The sequence below is a fragment of the Planctomyces sp. SH-PL62 genome (genome assembly GCF_001610895.1).
Classification (GTDB): Bacteria; Planctomycetota; Planctomycetia; order Isosphaerales; family Isosphaeraceae; genus Paludisphaera.
On sequence record NZ_CP011273.1, the window covers coordinates 5030865 to 5052067 of the forward strand.

Below are 21203 nucleotides of genomic sequence, written 5' to 3' on the forward strand. Positions count from 1 at the left end.
AGTTCTGACCGCAGAAATCGAACAGTATTAGCGCTGCCCGCGTCGAAGCCTCAAGTATTTCCGGCGTTGATCATCACGATGAGGACGCAGGCCGGCCGAGAGCCGCCGCCCCGTCCAAGTCCCTGTTTTCGGTCGCCACGGGAGAGGTCGACCGACCGACCGGCACCTGACCGTAGAGCCCGTTACGCTCGGATTGCTTGATCTTGGAAGGCGGACGACCTCTTTCCTTCATCATGACCGCGATGGAGTCGGCCTGAGATGAAATCGAGACGAGCCGCTTTCACCCTGATCGAGATGCTCGTCGTCATCGTGGTGATCGCGATTTTGCTTGGGCTGCTACTGCCGGCCGTCCAGTCGGCCCGCGAGTCCGCTCGGCGGATTCATTGCACGTCTAATTTCAAGCAATTAGGCGTGGCGATGCACAACTACGAATCGGCCTGGGGGGCTCTCCCGCCCCCCGTACTGCTGGGCGTCAGGCCGGGGAACGTCACGGCCTCCAAGGGGTGGAGCGCCCAGACGCGGTTGCTGCCGTTCCTGGAGCTGAGCAGTCTCTTCGACGCCGTCAACTTCTCGTTCAGCTTTGAAGATTCGAGCAACCTGACCGTGTCGGGGACCGGCGTGAGCGTCTTCGCATGCCCGAGCGAGGTGAACCGGCAGGTCCAGTATGGGCCGTCCGCCTATACCTCGTTGCCGACGGCCGCGGCGACCAATTACGCCGTCGCCTCGGGCGATTGGTACGTCTGGGGCGGATTCGGCCTGAGCCCGAGCCGATCGGCGTTCTCGCCGAACCTGAGCCGTCGGGCCTCGGAATTCGGCGACGGCCTTGGCGGGACGATCCTCATGAGCGAGGTGATGTCGCGCCAGAATCAGGTCACGGAATGCGGGGGCCAACTGGTGAAACTGAGCCCGGCCGACGTTCCAGGGACGGACGTCCCGATCGACAAGCGGCTGATCGTCAGGGATGAGAGCGCCTGCTCCTCCTGGCAGTCGGGCCATACCCTGTGGGCGGCCGGCGGCGTGGACCAGACCGGATTCACGACGTCGCTGCCCCCGAATTTCGCGCTGGTGTCCACCTTCTCCCGAGGCCTTGAGACCGACATCATCGGCTATCGCGAGTGGTTGGGCGGCCCGACCTACGCGGCGGTCCTGGCGCGGAGCCAGCACCCGGGAGGGGTGAACGCCCTGATGGGGGACGGCTCCGCCCGGTTCGTGACGAGCACGATCGCCCCCACGGTCTGGCGGGCGCTGGGGACCGTCAACGGCGGTGAGGTCGTCGATTCGTCGAGTTACTAGGAGGCGAGCCGAAGGTTCTCGGATCTTCGCGACGCCGCGCCTATAATATCGGTGTGGAACCGCCGCTTCCCGCGATCGGATCGCTCGGAGCGGCGTCGCCGATTCTCGGAGACGCTCCCTCTCGATGACGATACCGCACTCGAATTCCTCGCTGGAGATCTACCTTCTCGGCGCGGTCGATTTCGGCGAGGTCCAGCAGCTCCAACGTCGGCTCGTCTACGAGCATGGGGAGCGCGGCGGTGCGACCCTGCTGCTCTGCGAGCACCCGCCGACCCTGAGCGTCGGCCGTACCGGGAGCCGTGCGCATGTCGCCCTGGACGACGCGGGGCTGGCCGGGATGGGGATCCGAACGCACTGGGTCAACCGGGGCGGGGGCTGCGTGCTCCACGTGCCGGGGCAACTCTCCGGCTATTTCGTCACCCCCCTGGACCCGGCCGCCGTCCCCGCGATGCGGCACGTCGAACGGCTTCAGGAGGCGCTTCTCGCCGTGCTCGAGGAGTTCGAGCTCCGGGGGGAGGCGCGTTACTTCCCCCACGGGATTTTCCTGGGCGCGGCCAGGGTGGCGTCGATCGGGGTGGCGGTCAGCCGCGGGATCGCCTACCATGGATTTACGCTCAACGTCGGTCCGTATCTCGACCTGTTCGACGTGCTCGTCGAGCCGGGCTTCGCCGGCTCCCCACTGCGTCAGACGTCGATGGAGTCGCGGCGCCAGCGTCCAACCCTGATGTCCAAGGTGCGTGAGGCGCTGGTCCGCCAGATCGAACGGGTGTTCGAACTGGACCGCCATCATCTCTACACGCATCATCCGCGACTTAGGCGGAAGGTCCTCACCCATGCTTACGCTCCCAGTCCTGGATGAACGTCCGGACGATCGGGATTCGAAATCGTGCGGCTCGGCCCCCCAGGTCCTCGAGATCGCCCGCAAGCCCCGTCGGCTCCCCGAATGGCTGAAGCGGCCGATCCCCTCCGGGGGCGGCATGTACTTCGCCCAGAGCCTGATCGGAGAGCTGGGCCTGGAGACGATCTGCGAGTCTGGGAAATGTCCGAATCGCTCCGAGTGCTGGAGCCGCCGCACCGCCACGTTCATGATCCTGGGCGAGACCTGCACCCGACCGTGCGGCTTCTGCGCGGTGAAGCGGGGCAAGCCCGAGGCCGTGGCGGCCGATGAGCCCGAACGCGTGGCCGAGGCGTGCGCCCGGCTGAATCTCCGCCACGTCGTCATCACGTCGGTCACCCGGGACGACCTCCCCGATGGCGGCGCCGACCACTTCCGCCGTTGCATCCTCGCCGTGCGCGAGCGCACCGGGGCCACGATCGAGGTCCTGACCCCCGACTTCAACGGCCGCGAAGACCAGATCGCGACGGTGCTCGACGCCCGCCCCGAGGTCTTCAACCACAACATGGAAACCGTCGCCCGGCTCCAGCAGCACGTCCGCCGCAAGAGCCAGTACGAGGTCAGCCTCCGCGTTCTGGAGACCGCCAAAAAGCTCTGCCCGGAGACCCGCACCAAGAGCGGCTTCATGCTCGGGCTGGGAGAGACCACCGGCGAGTTGCTGGACACCCTGGCCGACCTGCGTACCGTGGGCTGCAACCTGCTGACGCTGGGCCAGTACCTTCAGCCCTCGCCGCGCCACCTGCCGCCGGAGCGCTACCTGCCCCCGGCCGAATTCGACGAGCTGGGCCGGTTGGCCCGGCTCATGGGCTTCGACGAAGTGGCCAGCGGGCCGTTCGTCCGCTCCAGCTACCACGCCGACGAGATGGCCCGCGCGTGAACCCATGAGCCCGCAAGGGGCTCTACTTCTTCGTTTCGAATTCCCCTATTCGACGATCTTCCGAGGTGGATCGGGCATGCCAGCTACATTGTTTCAGAAGGTCTGGGACCGTCACGTCCTCACGAACACCAACGAGGCGACGCTCCTCTACATCGACCGCCACCTCGTCCATGAAGTCACCAGCCCGCAGGCCTTCGACGGCCTCCGACTCGCGGGCCGCAAGGTCCGCCGGCCCGAGCTGACCTTCGCCACCATCGACCACAACGTCCCGACCGAGAACCAGCTCGATATCAGCGATCCGCTCTCGCGCCGCCAGATCGAGACGCTCCGGGCCAACGCCCGCGAGTTCGGGGTGAACTTCTACGACATCCAAAGCGGTCGACAAGGGATCGTCCACGTCATCGGCCCCGAGCTGGGACTGACCCTGCCGGGCACGACGATCGTCTGCGGCGACAGCCATACCAGCACCCACGGCGCGTTCGGGGCGCTGGCGTTCGGCATCGGCACCAGCGAGGTCGAGCACGTCCTGGCCACCCAGACCCTCTGGCAGGGAAAGCGGCCGACCGCGCTGGGCGTCGAGGTGACCGGGGTCCTCTCCCCGGGCCTGGAGCCCAAGGACATCATCCTGGCCGTCATCCGCGCCATCGGCACCGCCGGCGGCACCGGGACGGTGATCGAATATTACGGCCCGGCCATCCGCGCCCTTTCGATGGAAGGCCGGATGACGATCTGCAACATGTCGATCGAGGCGGGCGCCCGCGCGGGCCTCATCGCCCCGGACGACGTGACCTTCGAGTACTTCACCCGCACCGAGCGGCCGTACGCCCCCAAGGGCGCCGCGCTCGACGCCGCGATCGAGGACTGGAGGACGCTCCAGACCGACCCCGACGCCCAGTTCGATTCGCACGTCTCGATCGACGCCTCCAAGCTCGCCCCCCAGGTGACCTGGGGCACGAACCCGGCGATGACCGTGGACGCCGACGGACGCATCCCGACGCTCGAAGAGCTGCCTTCGTCGCTCCGCGAGGAAGCCGGCCGCGCCTTCCAGTACATGGGTCTGACCCCCGGCACGCCGCTGTCGGAGATCCCGATCGACGTGGTCTTCATCGGCTCGTGCACCAACGGCCGGATCGAGGACCTCCGGGCCGCGGCCCAGGTCATGAAGGGCCGGAAGGTCGCGCCGGGCGTCCGCACGCTCGTCGTGCCGGGGAGCGAACAGGTCCGCAGCCAGGCCCACGCCGAAGGGCTCGACCGCGTGTTCGAGGAAGCCGGCGCCGAGTGGCGGCAGGCCGGTTGCAGCATGTGCCTGGCCATGAACCCGGACCGGCTCCAGCCGGGACAGCGGGCCGCCAGCACCAGCAACCGGAACTTCGAAGGCCGACAGGGGCCCGGCGGGCGGACCCACCTCGTCAGCCCGTCGATGGCCGCCGCCGCCGCCGTCACCGGCCGTTTCGTCGACGTCCGCCGGCTGCTCGACCGCTGAAGTCGTCCCAAGTCGCTGCTCGCATGGCCTGAAACACGAACGATCGAACGAGAGACGAGATCCCCATGAAGCCGTTCACCGTCCATCGGGGCAAGGTCGCCGTCCTGGACTGGACCGACGTCAACACCGACCTGATCATCCCCGCGCGCTACCTCAAGCGGATCGAGCGCATCGGCTACGGCCCGCTGCTGTTCGCCGACAAGCGCTACGCCCCCGGCGGGGCGCCGCCGATCGACGAGCCCGAGAAGCACGGGCCGCTCGATCCCGACTTCCCGCTCAACCGTCCCGAGCAGCAGGGGGCGTCGGTCCTCGTCGTCGGCCGCAACTTCGGCTGCGGCTCCAGCCGCGAGCACGCCGTCTGGGCGGTCGCGCAAGGGGGCTACTCGGTCGTCATCGCCCCCGGCAAGGACGAGGGCTTCGCCGACATCTTCGAGGGCAACGCCCTGAACAACGGCCTGCTCGCCGTCGAGGTCCCCCAGGCCGACTGGGACCGCATCGTCGAGCTCGCCGGGACGGGGGGCGCGGAGGCCGTCGTCGACCTCCACTCGCTGACCATCACCGTCCAGAAGGGCGGGGCGACCGTCGAGGTCCCCTTCTTCATCCCCGAGACCCGTCGCGAGCGCCTGCTCCAGGGCCTCGACGCGATCTCTGAGACGCTTTTGCTCGAGAAGGACATCGCCCGCTACGAACAGACCAGCCCTGCGTGGCTCAAGCCGGTTTCGGCCTGACCGGCTCGTCACCGGCCGGTCGCCCAGGCCGGAACGTGTGCCCCTTGAAGACGCGAAACAGGTAGATCAGCGAGGGGATGAGGATCAACGATCCGCATCCCAGCGCGATCAGCAGCAACTTCTGGACGATCGGCGGCGCGGCCCCGTGGGCGACGTCGATGTCGGGGGGGACGAGGTACGGGAACTGCGCCGTGCCCGCCCCCCAGAGAATCAGGGCCGACTGAAACATCGCCGCGAGCCGGGCCGCGGAGTACCACCGCAGCCACAAGGCGGCGATGGCCATGATCGCGAACGCGCCCGTCGCATACCTCACGGACGCCCCCCACGAGGATCGACTCAGCCCCGCGAAGACCAGCGGCGCTTCTGTCCTCGCGAGCAGGTACACGACCCACGCCACCCCTCCCAGCGTGATCGCCGACGCCAGCGCCTTGAAGCGGAAAGCCTCCTGCAAGCCGGAGTCCGACGTCTCCAGCGTCAGGTAGACCGCGGCCAGATAGGCGAAAAGGTTCAGCGCGAAGAGCCCGACGGCGATCGGGAACGGCCGGAGCCAGGTCGAGAACAGCGGGATCGCCCCGTCGGCCATCATGGCGCGCCCCGGCTCGCCCGTGGCGATCGCCCCGATGACGGCGCCCAGCAAGACGGGCGTCACCACGCTGGGAATTGAGAACACCCGGTTCCAGCGCTTCCTGGCCGCCTCGGTCGCATCGTAGCTGCGGAACGTGAAGGCCGAGCCTCGCAGCACGATCCCGATCAGCAGCAGCGACAAGGGGACGTGCAGGGTCGTCATGACGGCCGCGAACGCCGTGGGGAATCCGGTGAACAGGAGCACGACCACCACGATCAACCAGACGTGGTTCGCCTCCCACACCGGCCCGATCGCCCCGGCGATCAACTCGCGCTGGTCCTCCGCGCGAGGTCCCCGCGCGAGGAGGTCCCAGACCCCCGCGCCGTAATCGGCGCCGCCCAGCAGGGCGTACGCGATGAGTGAGATCAACATCGCCGCCGCGACGCCCTCGGCGGGCGTCAACATGGTCAGGAAGGCCATCAGTGCGATTCCTTGGTCAAGGCCCGGGCGAGCTCGCCCGCGCGGGGACTGCTCCGGAACTGGTGCAGCAACAGCAGGACCACGATCACGCCGAGCCCGGCGTACAGGGCGGTGTACACCGTAAGCGAGATCCAGAGGCCGGGGACGGTCGTCACGGCGTCGGTCGTCCGCATGACGTTCTGAATGATCCAGGGCTGACGTCCGACCTCCGTCACCGTCCAGCCGGCCTCGATGGCGATCATACCCAGCGGGCTGACCATCGCCGCCGCCCAGAGGAACGCCGTCCCCGTCGGGGCCTTTCGCGTCCGCCACCAGGAGATCGCGCCCCAGAGGGAAACGGCCGCCATCGCCATCCCGCAGGCCACCATCAGCTGGAACGCCAGGTGGACCACCACGACCGGCGGGTGAACGTCGGCCGGGAACGCGTCGAGCCCCTTCACCTCGGCGTTCGGGTCGTTGTAGGCCAGGATGCTCAGCGCGGCGGGAATCTCCAGGGCGTATCGCGTTACGCCCGCCTTCGGATCCGGCAGCCCGCCGATCCGCAGCGGCGCCCGCCGCTCCGTCGCGAACTGGCCCTCCATCGCCGCCAGCTTGATCGGCTGCGTCTCGGCCACGACGTGCGCCGCGTAGTGACCGACCAGGGGCTGGAGCAGCGAGGCCGCCCCGCCGACCAGCAGGGCGATCCCCATCGCCCGACGGTGGAACGGATTCTCGCGGTCCTTCAGGAGCAGGATCGCATGGACCCCGGCCACCAGCAGGCCGGTCGCGGCGTACGCCGCCAGGGTCATGTGCATCGCCTCGGAGAGCACGGAGGGGCTCAGCAGGGCCGCGATCGGATCCACGTCCACCGCCTGGCCGTCGACCAGCCGGAACCCGGCCGGCGTGTTCATCCAGGCGTTCACCGACAGCACCAGCATCCCCGAGAGCGCGCCGCTCGCCGCCACGACGGCCCCCGCGAGCCAGTGGGCCAGCGGAGGGACCCGGTCCCAACCGTAGATGTAGACGCCCAGGAAGATGGCCTCCGTGAAAAACGCGAAGCCCTCCAGCCCGAACCCCACCCCGATGATCGGGCCGGCGAACTTCATGAACTCCGGCCAGAGGAGGCCCAGCTCGAACGAGAGCACAGTTCCCGACACCGCACCGACTGCGAAGAGGATCGCCGCCCCCTTCGCCCAGCGCTGGGCGAGCACTCGATAGACCGGATTACGGGTCCGCAACCAGCACGCTTCTGAGATGGTCATCATCAACGGCAAGGCGATCCCGATCGCCGCGAAGATGATGTGGAATCCGAGCGACATCGCCATCTGGAGGCGGGCGGCCATCAGGTTCGTCATGTCACGGTGAATCTCAAAAGGACGCTACGGTGGGTCTTTACCCGGGGCAGCTCGAAATCGGGTGGTCCCAGAGGAGGACTCGCCTGTTTCGTCGGTCTTTTCCATTGTAACAGTCTCAACTCCATTTTGAATAGCGACCTGATACCGGGCAGCGGCCGGGAGATCTCCCCCGACGAATGTTGACTTTGATGCGCAAGTTACTTATCATTGCCTCGGTTCGAACGCTTTTCCGGAGTCTCGACGAGCCATGGCTACGGTGACGGAATCATTTTCGGCGGAACAACTTGCGGAATCCAACGCGGCCCTCGCCGGAGCTACTCCGGTGGAGATCCTGAGTTGGGGGGTGGAACGCTTCGGGTCGCGGCTGACGATGGCCACGGCGTTCGGACCCGAAGGCTGTATCCTGATCCATATGCTGGCGGGGATCGGGGCTGGGACCCGGCTTTTCAATCTCGACACCGGCTATCAGTTCCCGGAGACGCTGGCGCTCCGCGAGCAGCTGATGGAACGATACGGACTCGAGATCGAGCTGGTGGGTGCCGAGAAGACGGTGGCCGAGTACGAACGCGAGCACGGCGGTCCGTTGTACGTCAAGAATTCCGACCAGTGCTGCCATGATCGGAAGATCGTGCCGCTGCGTCGCGCCCTCGCGGGATACGAGGCCTGGATCACGGCGATTCGGGCCGATCAGTCCGCACACCGGGCCCAGGCGAAGATCGTCGGCTGGGACGCCAAGTTCGGGCTGGTGAAGCTCAACCCGCTGTTGAAGTGGACGCGACGCGACGTCTGGGCGTTCATCGTGGCCAACAAGATCCCATACAACCCGCTGCACGATCGGGGTTATCCCTCGGTCGGCTGCTTCCCGTGCACAAGGTCCGTGACCGCCGGAGACGACGAGCGCGCCGGTCGTTGGGCGGGCCAGGCCAAGACCGAATGCGGCCTGCACTCGCTCGACAGCAGCCAGCTCTGACAGTGCTTCGAGGCATCGACCGCCGCGCGATTTCGAGGTCCCGGGTCCGATGAAGGTCTCCGCCAAAGCCGAGTATGCCTGTTTGGCGCTCCTGGCGCTCGCCCAGCAGGGGCCGAACGCCCCTCCGCTGCGGATCCGGGACATCTCGGAGGCCCACGGCATCCCCGAGCGTTATCTCGTGCAGATCCTCTTGCACCTCAAGGGGGGGGGCCTGGTCGTCAGCACGCGGGGGGCCTCCGGCGGCTACCAGCTGGCTCGCCCCCCTGAGGACATCTCGGTCCGAGAGGTCCTCACGGCCGTCGACGGGCCCGACGACACGACCCGCGAGTCTCCCTCGACCGACCGCCGCGCCGCCCAGATCCTCAGCCTCCTCTGGGACCGCGTACGCGAGGCCGAACGGGCCGTGCTCGATCAGACCACCGTGGCGGAACTCGTCGCTCAGGCCACGCCGCACGAGTGGACGATCTGACGTCCCAACCGCCCCTTTCCCGCCCCACCGAAGGGAGACCTTGAGATTAGCGCCGCGACCGGCTCGAAAGGGACTTTGAACTCACCGTACGGCGGCCCCCTGGTCGATCTGCTGGTCGATGAAGCCCGAGCCTCGGAAATGAAGGCCGCCGCCAAGGACCACGCCGACGTCACGCTGGACGAGCGAGGCGTCTGCGACCTCGAACTCCTGAGCGTGGGCGGGTTCTCACCCCTGAAGAGCTTCCTGGGCAAGGCCGATTACGAGCGCGTCGTGCAGGAGCAGCGGCTCGCCGACGGCACCCTCTGGCCGTTGCCGGTCGTCCTCCCCGTGACGCCGGGCGAAGGCGCCGCCGAGGGGAAGACCCTGGCCCTCCGCGACGTCTACGGCAACCTGCTCGCCTTCCTCCACGTCGAGGAGATCTACAGGGCCGACAAGCAGGCCGAGGCGCGGCACGCCTACGGTACGCTCGACAGGACGCACCCGGCCGTCGCCTACCTCGACCGCGTCTCCGACCACTACGCCGCCGGCCGACTCGAGGTCGTCCGCACCCCTCCCCACTACGACTTCGTCGACCTCCGCCGGACCCCCGCCGAGCTTCGCGAGCGCTTCCGGTCGCTGGGGTGGTCGCGGATCGTCGCCTTCCAGGCTCGCGGCCCGCTGCATCGCGCTCAGGAAGAACTGACCAGGCGGGCGGCCGAGCAGATCGGCGGCGGGCTGTTGATCCACCCGATCGTCGGCGTGACGAAGCCGGGCGACGTGGACCATTACACCCGCGTCCGCTGCTATCGCGCCCTGGTCGACAACGATTACGAGCCGGGGACCGTGGTCCTCAGCCTGCTGCCGCTGGCCACCCGGTTGGCCGGCCCGCGCGAGGTCTTGCTGCAGGCGATCATCGCCCGGAACTACGGCTGCACCGACTTCCTCGTCGGCCCCGATCGGGACTCGGGCGGTCAGACCTTCTACGAGCCTGACGCCGCCCAGGAGGCGATGGCGAAGTACAAGGACGAGATCGGCGTCGGGCTGCTCGACCTCCCGCCCATGGTCTACCTGCCTGACGAGGATCGCTACGAGTCCATCGACCTGGTGCCGAAGGGGATCGCGACGGCCGACATCTCGGACGTCCAGGTGCGCGACGACTACCTCGCCCGGGGCCTGCGACTTCCCGAGTGGTTCACCCGCCCGGCCGTCGCCGAGATTCTCAACGAGACCCACCCCCCCCGCTTCCGCCAGGGCCTGACCATCTGGTTCACGGGGCTCTCCGGCTCGGGGAAAAGCACGGTCGCCCAGGCTCTCGTCGAACGCCTGGCCGAGTACGGCCGGAACTGCTCGTTCCTGGACGGCGACGAGATCCGCACCCACCTGTCGAAGGGGCTCAGCTTCAGCAAGGAAGACCGCGACGTCAACATCCGCCGCGTCGGCTACGTCGCCGGCCTGATCGCGCAGCATGGCGGCACCACGCTCTGCTCCGTCATCAGCCCGTACAGGGCCGTCCGCGACGAGGCCCGCCAGATGTCCCGGGGGAACTTCGTCGAGGTCCACTGCTCGACCCCCGTCGACGTCTGCGAGCAGCGCGACGTGAAAGGGCTCTACTCCAGGGCCCGAGCCGCCGTCGCGGACGGCAAGGGCCTGGGCTTCACCGGCGTCGACGACCCGTACGAAGCCCCCGAGAACGCCGAGGTCACCCTCGACACCAGCAAGCTCGGCGTTTCCGAATGCGTCGATGCGATCGTCGAGAAGCTTCTCGCCCTGGGCTACATCCTGACCCACGGTCACATCAACGTCTGATCGCGGGACTTGCCCAGCCTCCCGACGTTCAACGCCCGCCCTGGGTCCGGCGACTCAGGGTGGGCGTTTCTTCGTTCCATCCGCCGCAGAGTGACGGATTCGTCAGGAGGGGAGCAGGTCGGCGTCGAAGATGCGGACCTGCTTCCACTTCGGCTTGTTCTCCTCGACGAACTGGAGATGCCGAGGCGCGACCTGATAAGCGTCGTGCGAGGCCTTCGAATCGAAGACGAGGTGCAGGGCGACGTCGAACGCCTGGTCGTTCACCGGCCGCGTGAGTTCCTTGTTCAGGGTTCCCACCCCGAAGAAGACCACGCCCGGGTGATCCGTCAGGTAGGTCTTGCAGGCTTCGATCAGGGCGTCGATGGAAGCCTGCGAGGAGTCGGCGAGCGAGAAGAAGACGCTGTGGGCGAGCATGGCGGATCGGTTCCGGTGGGAGGAAAGGATCGGGTGGTCAGGACTCGAGCTTCGGCGTCCCGAGCACGCGGCGGACGGAGTCGGCGTCGACCGGCCGGATCACGCCGCGCTCCGTGATGATGCCGGTGATGAGGTCGGCCGGGGTGACGTCGAACGCGGGGTTGTAGACGGCGACCCCCTCGGGCGCGGTGCGGAGGCCGAAGCCTTCGGTCACCTCGCGCGGGTCGCGCTCCTCGATGGGGATGCCCGAGCCGTCGGCCAGCGTCAGGTCGAACGTGCTCGACGGCGCGGCGACGTAGAAGGGGATGCCATGCGCCTTCGCCAGGAGGGCCACGCCGTAGGTGCCGATCTTGTTGGCGGCGTCGCCGTTGGCCGCGATCCGGTCCGCCCCGACGACGACCTTGCGGACCTTGCCTTCCTTCATGACCTGGGCGGCCATGTTGTCGCAGATCAGGGTGACGTCGATCCCGCGGTTGACCAGCTCCCAGGCCGTGAGCCGGGCCCCCTGAAGCAAAGGCCGGGTCTCGTCGGCGAACACGCGGAGCGACTTGCCCTGCTCGTGGGCCGAGAAGATGACGGCGAGCGCCGTGCCGTAATCGGCCGTGGCCAGCCCGCCGGCGTTGCAGTGTGTCAGGACGCCGTCGTCGTCCTCGATCAGTTCGGCGCCGAACCGACCGATCTCGCGACACATGGCGCGGTCTTCCCGCGCGATCGCGTGGGCCTCGTCCAGCAGCCGCTCCAGGAGCGGGCCGCGCGGCTCGCGGATCGCGGCGTCGGCGGCGGCCTCCATGCGGTCGAGCGCCCAGAAGAGGTTCACGGCGGTGGGCCGGCTGGTCCTCAGGTGGGCGGCGGCCGTGCGGAGGGCTTCGCGAATCGCGCCGGGGTCGGCGTGATCGCCCGAGCGGGCGCCGATGACGGCCCCGTACGCGGCGGCGACCCCGATAGCCGGGGCCCCCCGGACGCTCAGACGCTTGATCGCCCCCCAGACCGACTCGACGTCGTCGCAGTCGATCTCGACGAACTGGGAAGGCAGCCGCGTCTGGTCGATCATGCGGAGCCGCCCGGCGGCGGCGTCGCCGACCCAGTGCACTGTCCGGAAGACGCCCGGATCGCGGCGATCCGCGTCCCCGGACGGGGCGGCCTCCTTGCGAAGGCCGCCCGCGGTCTCCCCGTCCTGGGAGATGGTCATTCGTCGTCCTCGTCCGACTCCTCCTCGTCGTCCTCCTGAGTCTCCTCGGGGTCGATCCACGAGTAGAACTCGGCGAAGACGTCCCAGATGCTCCGCAGCGCGTTGCGGACGTCGCCGGGCTTGAGCGGGCCGTGGGGGCCGGAGTAGCCGGCCACTTCGGAGGCGATCTTCAGCAGTTCAAGGTTCTGCCGACGCATCTCCAGGAAGATCTGGCTCTGGGTGTCGAGCTCGAGGGCTTCTTCCAAAGCCTCCTCGACGTCGTGCTCCTGCTCGTTCTCGGGACTGATGTCGGTTTCGTCGTGGCTCATCGGCGTTTCTACTCCCTAGAGGATCGTGGAAACAGGGGGATGTCGAACCGGCGCCGTGATCCGAGATCGGGCGGCGCCGGACGACGTGGTCAACGTGGTTTCGTGGTTGATTGCGGCGGACTCATCCTCGGTCGGTCGAGGCGTCCTTCCACTCTACGTACGGGAAGCCGAAGGTCTTCGCGACGGCCTGATTGGTCACCCGCCCCTCGTGAACGTTCACGCCCGCCGCGACGCCCGGGTCCTTCTCGGCGACGGCCCGCCATCCCAGGTTCGCGAGCTGGAGGACGTACGGCAGCGTGACGTTGCAGAGCGCGTAGGTGCTCGTCCGCCCGACCGCCCCCGGCATGTTGGTGACGCAGTAGTGGACGACGCCGTCGACGATGAAGATGGGCTCGTGGTGGGTGGTGGGGCGGCTGGTCTCGACGCAGCCCCCCTGGTCGATGGCGACGTCGACGACGACGGAGCCCGGCTTCATCCGCCCGAGATCCTCCCGTCGCACCAGTCGCGGCGCACGGGCGCCGACGACGAGGACGGCGCCGACCACAAGATCGGCCGCCTCGACGGCCTCCCGGACGGTGTGGCGGTCGGAGTAGAGGGTCGTCGCGTTGGGCGGTAGGGAATCGTCCAGGTGGCGAAGCCGGTCGAGGTTGACGTCGAGGATCTTGACGTTCGCCCCCATCCCGGCGGCGACCTTCGCCGCGTTCGAGCCGACCACGCCGCCGCCGAGGATGACGACCTCGGCGGGCGCGACGCCGGGGACCCCGCCGAGCAGGACGCCGCGGCCCCCCTGGGGACGCTCGAGGAATTTGGCCCCTTGCTGGATGCTCATCCGGCCGGCGACCTCGCTCATCGGCGTGAGCAGCGGCAGCGAGCCGCGGGGGTCGCGGACGGTCTCGTAGGCGATCGCCGTCGCACCGCTCTCGACGACGGCCCGGGTCAGGGCCTCGTCGGCGGCGAAGTGGAAGTAGGCGAACAAGGTCTGCCCGGACCGGATGTGGGACCACTCGGACGGCAGGGGCTCCTTCACCTTGACCACCAGATCCGCCCGCGCCCAGATCTCGGCCGCGTCGGCCGCGATGGTCGCGCCGGCGGCCTGGTACTGGGCGTCGGTCAGACCGCTCCCCTGCCCCGCGCCGGCCTCGACGAGGACCTGATGGCCGACCTCGGTCAGTTCCTCGACGCCGACCGGGAGCATCGCGACGCGGTATTCGTCGGGCTTGATCTCCCTGGGCACCCCAACAATCATCGGCTCGATACCCCCTGCACCGGAACCTCGCCTCGATCACTCCGGCGCGCGTCCTCGCCCACTTATCGCCATAAACATTCGATCAGACTTGGCTTCCCGAATCAAGGGACCGTCCCGCAATCGACGGGGCCGCCCGACGGGGTGTGGCGACGGCGTGGGGAATGAGGCCGCCCGCACGGTTGTGGCGCCCCGTCCGCCGCGCCTAGACTGGAGGGGAGCCCTCCGAGGCAGATCCGACGACGAAGCGTCGGCCGACTTCGGGGGTCGGACTGAGGAGCTTTCACGATGCGCGAGTTGAGCGTGCGGCGTCGCCTGGCGATCGTCGCCTCATCGGCGATTCTGTTGATGCTGGGGGCCCAGAAGCCCGGCGACGTCCCGAGCGCCCTGGAATCCGCCCCGGCTGGATGGAGCGACCTCCTCGCCCCATCGGGCGCGGGGCTGGACGCGTGGACCCGAGAGCCGATCCCGGCGGGCGGCGACCTCGTGGAGGACTCGCCCTGGAAGCTCGACGCCTCGACCGGCGTCCTGACCGCCTCCGCTCCGGGCGCCGACCGCGAATGGCTGCGGCTCGATCAGGTCCTGCTCGACTTCATCGTCCACGTCGAATGGCGGATCGTCCCCGATCCGGCCGCGAAGTCCACCGGCGGGGGCGTCTACTTCCGCAACTCCAACGACGCCGGCATGTGGCACAAGGCCCAGATCGGCGACGCCAAGGGGGGCTATCTCGTCGGGTCCACCTTCGCCGGGTTCACCGCCAAGCCGTTCAACCTCGAAGCCGAGGTCAAGGATCAGCGCGTGAAGCCCGCCGGGGAGTGGAACACGTTCGAGCTGACCTGCAAGGGGCGGTCGGTCGCGCTCTGGGTCAACGGAGCCGTGGCCAATGAGTGGAAGGGCTGCGGCGTGCCCCGCGGCTACATCGGCCTGGAAGTCGAAGGCGGCAGGGTCGAGTTCCGCAACCTCAAGCTGAAGGCGCTCTGAGACCCGCACCGCCCGTTCGAGGGTTTCAGGACAGGTCGAAGTCCAGGCCGAACGCCCGGAGCGCGGCGCGGAGGCGGTCGACCGATTCCTCGGGCACGACGACCGAGACCGGGCCGAGGCGATCTCCCAGCAAGGGCCGCGTCTCCGGGTGCTGGAGGACGCCGTCGAGCAGGTCGGCGGACGGGGCGGTGAGGACCAGGAGCCGCTTCGCGAGCCAGGGCTTCGCCGTCGAGGCGGCCGGCGAGGAACGCATCATCAGCCGGACGGCCGGGGGGGGGCCCTCCCCCGTCCGGCGCCGAAACCAGTCGGCCAGGATGGCCGGGGTCAGGCCCGATTCGGCCGCCCGATCCAGCGACGGGGCGCTCACCAGGAAGCGTCGACGCGCCCCTCCGGCCCGCCCTGGGGCCGAGGTCGACGCCGCGCCCTCGTCGGCGAACTTCGCCAGCTCGGCCTCGACGAGGAGGTCGGAGCGGGCGGGGTCGAGAGTCAGCGTGACGCCGTCGGCCTCCACGGTCACGCAGCGTTCGGGGGGGAGGCGATAGTCGCGCGAAGCGGTCGTGCTGATCTTGGAGGTGGGGATCTCCTGTGCGTTCTCGACCAGGAGGAAACGGTCGGCGACGGCGAGGGACGGCCGCCGGTCGGGAGCTTCGGCGTCCCAGGTGGCCAGGGCGTGGTCGCGCTCCTGGCGGGTGTTGAACTCGATCAGGGTCGCGGCGGAGTAGAACGTCACCTGCTCGCGGCGGTCGGCCCAGCGGTCGACGGCGTCCTTCACGCTTCCCGGCAGCGCACGTTGGCTGTGCTTCGCCAGGACCTCGAGGATCTGCGGGGCGGTCAGCCCCCATTCCAGGCCGAGCGCGATCGATTCCTGCGTCAGCCTCAATTCGACCGCCGCGCCGATCTTGGACCACCAGGCGAACCGACTGAGCCGGCCGATGATCGGAGGCGTCAGCCCCTGGCGGTAGGCGATGACCTCCAGGTTGGGCTGGACGAAGAGAAAGTGCTCGAACGTCGGCCGGGGGGGCGGCGGCGGTCCCGTCGCCAGGACGTAGCGGCCCAGCGGCGTGAGCTGGACCGCCCGCCGGCTCGTCGTCTTTTCCTCGCCGACCCGGACCAGCCCCAGGGCGTAGGCGCCTCCGAGAAGGATGCGCTCCAGGACGCGGGCCGACTGGACCTCGCGAGAGAGAGACTGGCCGCGGCGGGCGGGGTTCTTCACCCGTTTCGGGTTCGTCGCCGTCGGGTTCGCCGGCTCGTCGAAAGTCGTCCGCTCCCAGCCGGGGGCGTCGGCGTCCAGCCTCGCGGCGAGGTCTTCTAGCGTCGTCCAGGCGTCGGGCTCGATCGACGCGAGCCAGAGGAGAGCGGCGGGGCGGAGGAAGGCCAGGGGGAGGCCGAAGGTCGGGCTTTCGGGCGTCGGTTCCGACCACTCGTTCCAGGAGCGCAGGCCGAGCCAGGCCGAGGCGATCATCTGGGGGAGGTGGACGGCGTTCTCGGTCCAGAACTCGGCGGGCGCGGCCTGGAGGGATTCGTCGGCGGGGTCGACGTGGATCAGGCCCACCCGGCGGGCCAGGCCGATCCAGAGCGCCGGGAGCGACGGCTGCTCGACGAGCGCGTCGTCCACCGCCGCGGAAAGCACGCCGTCCTCCTCGATCCGCTCGCGGTCGCGCTTGTACAGGACCCCTTGCTGAGTCCGGCGCAGCGGGCCGGCACCGGTCCGCTGCCAGAGCGCGGCCAGCCGGAGGATCGGCTCCAGGCCGTCGGATTCGCGAATCTGCACGACGCCCTCGGAGATGGCGGGCAAGGGCTCGGCGGGGATGCGGGGACGGCCGCCGAAGGTCAGCGAGGGGTGGGCCCAGATCTCAAGGTCGCCCGAACTCGGCGAGGTGATCGCCAGGGCGGGGTCGGCCGTCTCACTCTCCGGCGGAAGGTCGACGGCCAGCAGCCCGCGCCGGACGAGGCTGGCGACGACCGCGTCGGCGTCGACCGCCAGGGCACGCAGGGCGTGCCGAAGCCCGGCAAGGGGCCAACTCCTGGACTCGGTAAGCCCATAGAGGCCGAGGGCCAGCCGGTCCTCGTCGGACAGCCCCTTGCGGGCGGCGGCCAGCGCGAGCGGGTCGTCGAGCAGGTCCGTCAATTCGGCGGCGAGGGTCGCGGCCCGGACCGCGTCGGATTCGTGCCCCCGCTCGGCCGCGAGGGCGCGGAGGAAGGCCAACGGGGTGCGGCCGAGCAGGCTCCGGAAGACGAACCGGGGGTCGGCGTCCTCGGCGAACAGGCTGGCGGGGCGTCCTGGTCGATCGGCGGACGCCCCGGTGCTGGAGCTGGGGCTGGGTGTCGAGGCCATGGTCGTGGTTCCACCTCGCCTCAGCGAGCGATCCGGGGGGTGTGGCCCATCTTCCGCAGCTCGTCGACGGCGGCGTCGGCCTCGTCGGGCTTCACCAGGAGGACCGTCTCCGACAGCCTGGCGAGCACGAGGCGGCCGAGCGACTTCCGCGCCAGCAGTTCCTCCGCGATCACCGGCTCCGAGGTGCGGATCAGGGTCACATTCCTGTGGAGCTTGACGGGGGTCCGAGTATTGGCTCGCGTCATCGGGCGGGTCCAGGTCGGTTTCGGTAAGAGGTCGAGACGATCGGGTCGAGTCGGGAGTCAGGTCACCCTGCGGACTTGGATTCGTCCAGAATCTGGGCGCACAATTCGGACTCGTCGAGGATCTCGTAGCTGTAGCCTTGCTCGGTGAGGAAGAGCTGGCGATGGTGGGCGAAGTCCATCTCGCGGGTGTCGCGGGTGATCAGCGAGTAGAAGCAGGCGGCGCGTTCTTCTTCCTTGGGTCGGAGGATGCGGCCCAGCCGCTGGGCCTCTTCCTGGCGGCTGCCGAAGGTGCCGGAGACCTGGATCATCACGTTGGCGTCCGGGAGGTCGATCGCGAAGTTGCCCACCTTGGAGAGGACCAGGCGGCGGACCGCACCGGTGCGGAAGCGACCGTAGAGGTCCTCTCGCTCCGAATTGGTCGTCGCTCCGGTGATCAGCGGGATGTCGAACCGATCGGCGATCCGCCGGAGCTGCTTGATGTACTGGCCGATGATGAGCACGCGGTCTTCCGGGTGGTCGTGGCGGACCAGCAGTTGCTCGATCAGGTCTTCCTTGACGGGGTTCTCGCTGGCCAGTCGGAACTTGTCGCGCCACTCGGCGATCGCGTACTCCATCCGGAGGGCCGGCGGGAGGCTGAGACGGATCTCGTGGCACTGGGCCTCGGCGATCCAGCCTCGGGACTCCAGGACCCGCCAGGGGACGTCGTACTTCTTGGGGCCGATCAGGCTGAAGACGTCCTCCTCGCGGTGGTCTTCCCGGACGAGGGTCGCGGTCAGGCCGAGCCGACGGCGGGCCTGGATGTCGGCCGTGATCCGGAAGACGGGGGCGGGGAGCAGGTGGACCTCGTCATAGATGATCAGGCCCCAGTCGCGGCTGTTGAACAGTCCGAAGTGGGGGAAGTCGCCGTCCTTCTTAGGGCGGTAGGTGACGATCTGGTAGGTCGCCAGGGTCACCGGCGCGATGTTCTTGGATTCGCCGGTGTAGGTGGCGACCTGGGACTCGTCGAGGTCGGTCTTGTCGAGGATCTCCCGCCGCCACTGCTCGACCGAGGTCGTGCTGGTGGTCAGGACGAGGGTCTCGGTCTTGATGGCGGCCAGGGCCGCGATGCCGACGATCGTCTTGCCCGCGCCGCAGGGGAGGACGATGACGCCCGAGCCCCCCTTGACGTCGCCGCCGGCGTGGAAGGTGTCGACCGCTCCGCGCTGGTAGTCGCGGACCGTGAAGGGGCTCCCCGACTTCGCGACCTCGCGCAGCTCGACCGCCAGGGCGGCGCCCTGGGCATAGCCCGCAAGGTCCTCGGCGGGGTAGCCGACGGCGATCAGCCCTTGCTTGAGGACGCCTCGGTCCAGGTCGTCGACGGCGAAGCTCGTCGGGTCGATCCGCTCGCCCAGGTACTCGCGAACCCCCTTCTGCCTCGCCAGCTCCTCGATCAGGGGCTGGTCGCCGGCGATCAGGCGGAGCGCCCCCTCGATCCGCTGGAGCTTCACCCGCCCGTAGCGGCCCACCATGTCGCGGAGGTCGGCCGGGAGACTCGTCGGCAGCGGGAACTTCGAGTAGGTCTCCAGCGCCCCGACCATGCCGTCCGCGGTCATCCCGGCCGCCGCTGCGTTCCAGAGCGAGAGCGGGGTCAGGCGATACGTGTGGATATGCTCGGGGCTCTTTTCCAGTTCCGCGAACGGGGCGATCGCGTCGCGGGCCTCGGCGTGCAGCGGGTTGTCCACCTCCAGGAGGATCGTCTTGTCCCCCTGGACGATCAGCGGGTTGGCCGGGTTGTACTGCATGGGCTCCTTGCCGGGTCGATCGAGTGAGCAGGACGAGCAGGCCGTCGGCGGTGCGTGACCGTGACCTCGGAACGCGAACGCTCCATGTTAGACGGAGCCCGCGGGGGCCGCAAGGTCACGACCGCACGCCGAGGATCTCCACCCGCATGCGGTTCCGATACCTCCCTGCCCGATGGCCGACGCAGTCCCAGCCCCGACCGACCGACGTGGCGGCGAGCGTGAGGTAGATCGAGGCCGTCGACGTGGGCTCGTCGCCGGCCAGGGAGAACTCGATCGCGTTGACCGGGGCCCCCCAGCCGGCCGTCGGCGAAAGCTGCGTCCCCAACTGGGCCGACCAGTCCTCCAGGGTGATCCGGGCCGCCGCCTCGTCCCCGTCGTACAGCGTGATCGCCAGCGGTTCTCCTCTCGCCAGCGGCCCGGCGGCCAGTTCGCGGAACGGCCCCTTCTCGCCGCTCGCGGCCTCGACGACGCGAAACCGCCCGCCCGCGTCCAGGAAGGCGAACCGCAACGGCCGACCGATCGGGTAGTCCATCGGCCGGACCTCGATCCGCTCGCCCGGGCAGGGCGAGAACGCCAGCGAGAGACGATGATGACCTGAAACGTCGATGTCGCTGTACGAGTTCAGGTGCGACCAGATCGGCGCGGGGAGGAAGGCCGAGGCGTCCAGGCGAATCAGCCCGTCTCCCTCCGTCTCCACGCGGACCGCGGCTTCGTGGTCGGCCCGATAGCGCAGGTCGAGCCCTCCCGAGATCGGAGCGGCGGCGACGAGTCGAAAGCCGGGGACCTCGCGCACGCGGCGCGGGACGAGGACGGTGGGAGCCCCGTCGGGCGCGTGGTCGAGGAACCGGAGCATCGGCTGGATCGACAGGGTCAGCGGCCTGGCCTTGATCGACGCCGAGCCGTCGCCGACGTGGACGAACAATCGAGGGGCGATCCCCCCATCCACCGCGACCGTCCCGACGATCGTCCCCGGCGTCGGACCGTCCAGGGGCCTGGTATCCGGCCCCGGCGGCCGAAACGCCATCGGCGTCAGGCCGCCGAATAGGGCCGCCGGCACCACGACGAGAGCGATCACCCGCCGCGACGCCGAGGCCCGGCCTCGGAACGCCAAAACCCCGGCGAGGGCCATCAGAACGGAGCCGAACAGGGGGGCCAGAAGGAGTCGCTCGAACGTGATCGGGAATTCGAATCGAAACGACGCCGCCCCGGCCGCCCAGCCGGCGGGGAACGCCGCGAGCGAGGCGCGGAAGACGTCGATCCGATCCCGACGCGCCGCCCAGACGGCCGTCGCGACGGTGGCCAGGACGATCCCCGGCGCGACGCGGTTACTCCAGAACCTCGGATGAGAGACGGCGAACCCCCCAGGCGCCAGCCACCACCAGCCAAGCGCCGCGACGACGTGGACGCCCAGCACGAACAGCCAGAACATCCGCCACGGAGCCGGCATCATCGCACCTCTCCCCCTTCGGATCCAGATGCGAACCACAACGAGGCCCGCCTGAAACGACAACTGTAACACATCCCCCGCGCGCGACCAGCCGGTCGCGCCTCGCCGGGCGAATCCGCGAGACCCCCGAAGCGTCCCTTGACGTCGTGATCCGGCGTCCGCTAGACTCGGGCCTCACAATTCGGCGCGTATCTTATCCAGAGTGGCTGAGGGAAGGGCCCTATGACGCCACAGCAACCGGTCCACCGTTTTGGTGGACGCTGGTGCTAACTCCTGCCGAGCGCCCGTTCGGGCGAGACCGGGGAAATCCCCCGGATCGCCGATCGCGGTTCATCGGACAGATAAGATGGTTTTCGGCGGCGGCGCTGCATCTCGGCCCGT

The 21203-nt window shown here is 69.0% G+C and carries 19 protein-coding genes and 1 riboswitch; of the genes, 9 read left to right on the plus strand and 10 right to left on the minus strand.

Going from position 1 to position 21203, the window contains the following annotated elements; translation table 11 throughout:
- The first annotated feature begins 258 nt into the window (after positions 1 to 258).
- The 5 genes from VT85_RS19410 (at position 259) to leuD (ending at position 5276) form a co-directional block, all read left to right on the plus strand.
- Positions 259 to 1293 carry a DUF1559 domain-containing protein gene (locus tag VT85_RS19410; RefSeq protein ID WP_068419119.1) on the plus strand — a complete coding sequence of 345 codons (1035 nt, stop codon included), beginning with the start codon at positions 259 to 261 and terminating at the stop codon, positions 1291 to 1293.
- Between the two features lie 124 nt (positions 1294 to 1417).
- Positions 1418 to 2152, plus strand: coding sequence for a lipoyl(octanoyl) transferase LipB (locus VT85_RS19415; protein ID WP_068419121.1), 735 nt, complete (start codon positions 1418 to 1420; stop codon positions 2150 to 2152).
- Positions 2094 to 3065 (plus strand): lipoyl synthase, encoded by a 972-nt coding sequence (gene lipA / locus VT85_RS19420; RefSeq protein WP_409999953.1) that lies wholly within the window; start codon positions 2094 to 2096, stop codon positions 3063 to 3065. The genes VT85_RS19415 and lipA overlap by 59 nt, the downstream gene beginning before the upstream one ends.
- 76 nt (positions 3066 to 3141) lie before the next feature.
- Positions 3142 to 4548 carry a 3-isopropylmalate dehydratase large subunit gene (gene leuC / locus VT85_RS19425; protein ID WP_068419123.1) on the plus strand — a complete coding sequence of 469 codons (1407 nt, stop codon included), beginning with the start codon at positions 3142 to 3144 and terminating at the stop codon, positions 4546 to 4548.
- Positions 4549 to 4613: 65 nt separating this feature from the next.
- Positions 4614 to 5276: a 3-isopropylmalate dehydratase small subunit gene (leuD, locus tag VT85_RS19430; protein ID WP_068419125.1), complete on the plus strand. Its 663-nt coding sequence runs from the start codon at positions 4614 to 4616 to the stop codon at positions 5274 to 5276.
- On the opposite strand, the gene VT85_RS19435 is transcribed toward leuD, so the two are convergent.
- Together VT85_RS19435 and VT85_RS19440 are read right to left on the minus strand one after the other, a co-directional pair.
- Positions 5257 to 6321, minus strand: coding sequence for a cytochrome d ubiquinol oxidase subunit II (locus VT85_RS19435; protein ID WP_197490890.1), 1065 nt, complete (start codon positions 6319 to 6321; stop codon positions 5257 to 5259). The two genes, leuD and VT85_RS19435, sit on opposite strands and share 20 nt — an antisense overlap.
- On the minus strand, positions 6321 to 7655 hold the full coding sequence (locus tag VT85_RS19440; RefSeq protein ID WP_068419129.1) for a cytochrome ubiquinol oxidase subunit I: 1335 nt from the start codon (positions 7653 to 7655) through the stop codon (positions 6321 to 6323). The genes VT85_RS19435 and VT85_RS19440 overlap by 1 nt, the downstream gene beginning before the upstream one ends.
- Before the next feature lie 247 nt (positions 7656 to 7902).
- Between VT85_RS19440 and VT85_RS19445 the strand changes: the two genes are divergently transcribed.
- The 3 genes from VT85_RS19445 to VT85_RS19455 all read left to right on the plus strand — a co-directional run bounded on the left by VT85_RS19445 (position 7903) and on the right by VT85_RS19455 (position 10879).
- Positions 7903 to 8625 carry a phosphoadenylyl-sulfate reductase gene (locus tag VT85_RS19445; RefSeq protein WP_068419131.1) on the plus strand — a complete coding sequence of 241 codons (723 nt, stop codon included), beginning with the start codon at positions 7903 to 7905 and terminating at the stop codon, positions 8623 to 8625.
- 49 nt (positions 8626 to 8674) lie between these two features.
- Complete coding sequence (locus VT85_RS19450) at positions 8675 to 9094, plus strand: RrF2 family transcriptional regulator (RefSeq protein WP_068419132.1); 420 nt, start codon at positions 8675 to 8677, stop codon at positions 9092 to 9094.
- Positions 9095 to 9169: 75 nt separating this feature from the next.
- Positions 9170 to 10879: a bifunctional sulfate adenylyltransferase/adenylylsulfate kinase gene (locus VT85_RS19455; RefSeq protein ID WP_068419136.1), complete on the plus strand. Its 1710-nt coding sequence runs from the start codon at positions 9170 to 9172 to the stop codon at positions 10877 to 10879.
- 102 nt (positions 10880 to 10981) lie between these two features.
- Here the strand turns inward: VT85_RS19455 and VT85_RS19460 are convergent, their stop codons facing one another.
- The 4 genes from VT85_RS19460 to ald all read right to left on the minus strand — a co-directional run bounded on the left by VT85_RS19460 (position 10982) and on the right by ald (position 14036).
- Entirely contained in the window at positions 10982 to 11293 is a 312-nt protein-coding gene (locus VT85_RS19460) for a Dabb family protein (protein WP_068419144.1), read from the minus strand.
- 37 nt (positions 11294 to 11330) lie between these two features.
- Positions 11331 to 12482, minus strand: coding sequence for an S-methyl-5-thioribose-1-phosphate isomerase (gene mtnA / locus VT85_RS19465; protein ID WP_082858742.1), 1152 nt, complete (start codon positions 12480 to 12482; stop codon positions 11331 to 11333).
- Positions 12479 to 12790: a hypothetical protein gene (locus VT85_RS19470; RefSeq protein ID WP_068419146.1), complete on the minus strand. Its 312-nt coding sequence runs from the start codon at positions 12788 to 12790 to the stop codon at positions 12479 to 12481. Before VT85_RS19470 ends, mtnA begins: the two co-directional genes overlap by 4 nt.
- Positions 12791 to 12911: 121 nt before the next feature.
- A complete protein-coding gene (gene ald, locus VT85_RS19475; RefSeq protein WP_068419150.1) occupies positions 12912 to 14036 on the minus strand; it encodes an alanine dehydrogenase in 1125 nt (374 codons plus the stop codon).
- A gap of 285 nt (positions 14037 to 14321) precedes the next feature.
- On the opposite strand from ald, the gene VT85_RS19480 reads away from it, so the two are divergent.
- On the plus strand, positions 14322 to 15014 hold the full coding sequence (locus VT85_RS19480; RefSeq protein WP_068419152.1) for a DUF1080 domain-containing protein: 693 nt from the start codon (positions 14322 to 14324) through the stop codon (positions 15012 to 15014).
- 25 nt (positions 15015 to 15039) lie between these two features.
- Here VT85_RS19480 and VT85_RS19485 read toward each other — a convergent pair whose 3' ends face one another.
- The 4 genes from VT85_RS19485 to VT85_RS19500 form a co-directional block, all read right to left on the minus strand.
- Complete coding sequence (locus VT85_RS19485) at positions 15040 to 17349, minus strand: helicase-associated domain-containing protein (protein ID WP_068419153.1); 2310 nt, start codon at positions 17347 to 17349, stop codon at positions 15040 to 15042.
- 20 nt (positions 17350 to 17369) lie between these two features.
- Positions 17370 to 17594, minus strand: a complete 225-nt coding sequence (locus VT85_RS19490) for a hypothetical protein (protein ID WP_068419159.1) — start codon at positions 17592 to 17594, stop codon at positions 17370 to 17372.
- 62 nt (positions 17595 to 17656) lie between these two features.
- Entirely contained in the window at positions 17657 to 19375 is a 1719-nt protein-coding gene (locus tag VT85_RS19495) for a DNA repair helicase XPB (RefSeq protein ID WP_068419162.1), read from the minus strand.
- Between the two features lie 115 nt (positions 19376 to 19490).
- Entirely contained in the window at positions 19491 to 20825 is a 1335-nt protein-coding gene (locus VT85_RS19500; protein ID WP_156512961.1) for a hypothetical protein, read from the minus strand.
- Positions 20826 to 21012: 187 nt separating this feature from the next.
- Positions 21013 to 21170, plus strand: a riboswitch (SAM riboswitch).
- Positions 21171 to 21203 lie beyond the last annotated feature (33 nt).

Coding starts and splice junctions, on each gene's coding strand:
- ald (WP_068419150.1), bottom strand. CDS start 14,036: ATGATTGTTGGGGTGCCCAGGGAGATCAAGCCCGACGAATACCGCGTC.
- VT85_RS19500 (WP_156512961.1), bottom strand. CDS start 20,825: ATGATGCCGGCTCCGTGGCGGATGTTCTGGCTGTTCGTGCTGGGCGTC.
- VT85_RS19410 (WP_068419119.1), top strand. CDS start 259: ATGAAATCGAGACGAGCCGCTTTCACCCTGATCGAGATGCTCGTCGTC.
- VT85_RS19445 (WP_068419131.1), top strand. CDS start 7,903: ATGGCTACGGTGACGGAATCATTTTCGGCGGAACAACTTGCGGAATCC.
- VT85_RS19470 (WP_068419146.1), bottom strand. CDS start 12,790: ATGAGCCACGACGAAACCGACATCAGTCCCGAGAACGAGCAGGAGCAC.
- leuD (WP_068419125.1), top strand. CDS start 4,614: ATGAAGCCGTTCACCGTCCATCGGGGCAAGGTCGCCGTCCTGGACTGG.
- VT85_RS19415 (WP_068419121.1), top strand. CDS start 1,418: ATGACGATACCGCACTCGAATTCCTCGCTGGAGATCTACCTTCTCGGC.
- VT85_RS19440 (WP_068419129.1), bottom strand. CDS start 7,655: ATGACGAACCTGATGGCCGCCCGCCTCCAGATGGCGATGTCGCTCGGA.
- VT85_RS19460 (WP_068419144.1), bottom strand. CDS start 11,293: ATGCTCGCCCACAGCGTCTTCTTCTCGCTCGCCGACTCCTCGCAGGCT.
- VT85_RS19495 (WP_068419162.1), bottom strand. CDS start 19,375: ATGCAGTACAACCCGGCCAACCCGCTGATCGTCCAGGGGGACAAGACG.
- leuC (WP_068419123.1), top strand. CDS start 3,142: ATGCCAGCTACATTGTTTCAGAAGGTCTGGGACCGTCACGTCCTCACG.
- VT85_RS19480 (WP_068419152.1), top strand. CDS start 14,322: ATGCGCGAGTTGAGCGTGCGGCGTCGCCTGGCGATCGTCGCCTCATCG.
- VT85_RS19490 (WP_068419159.1), bottom strand. CDS start 17,594: ATGACGCGAGCCAATACTCGGACCCCCGTCAAGCTCCACAGGAATGTG.
- mtnA (WP_082858742.1), bottom strand. CDS start 12,482: ATGACCATCTCCCAGGACGGGGAGACCGCGGGCGGCCTTCGCAAGGAG.
- VT85_RS19435 (WP_197490890.1), bottom strand. CDS start 6,321: ATGGCCTTCCTGACCATGTTGACGCCCGCCGAGGGCGTCGCGGCGGCG.
- VT85_RS19450 (WP_068419132.1), top strand. CDS start 8,675: ATGAAGGTCTCCGCCAAAGCCGAGTATGCCTGTTTGGCGCTCCTGGCG.
- VT85_RS19485 (WP_068419153.1), bottom strand. CDS start 17,349: ATGGCCTCGACACCCAGCCCCAGCTCCAGCACCGGGGCGTCCGCCGAT.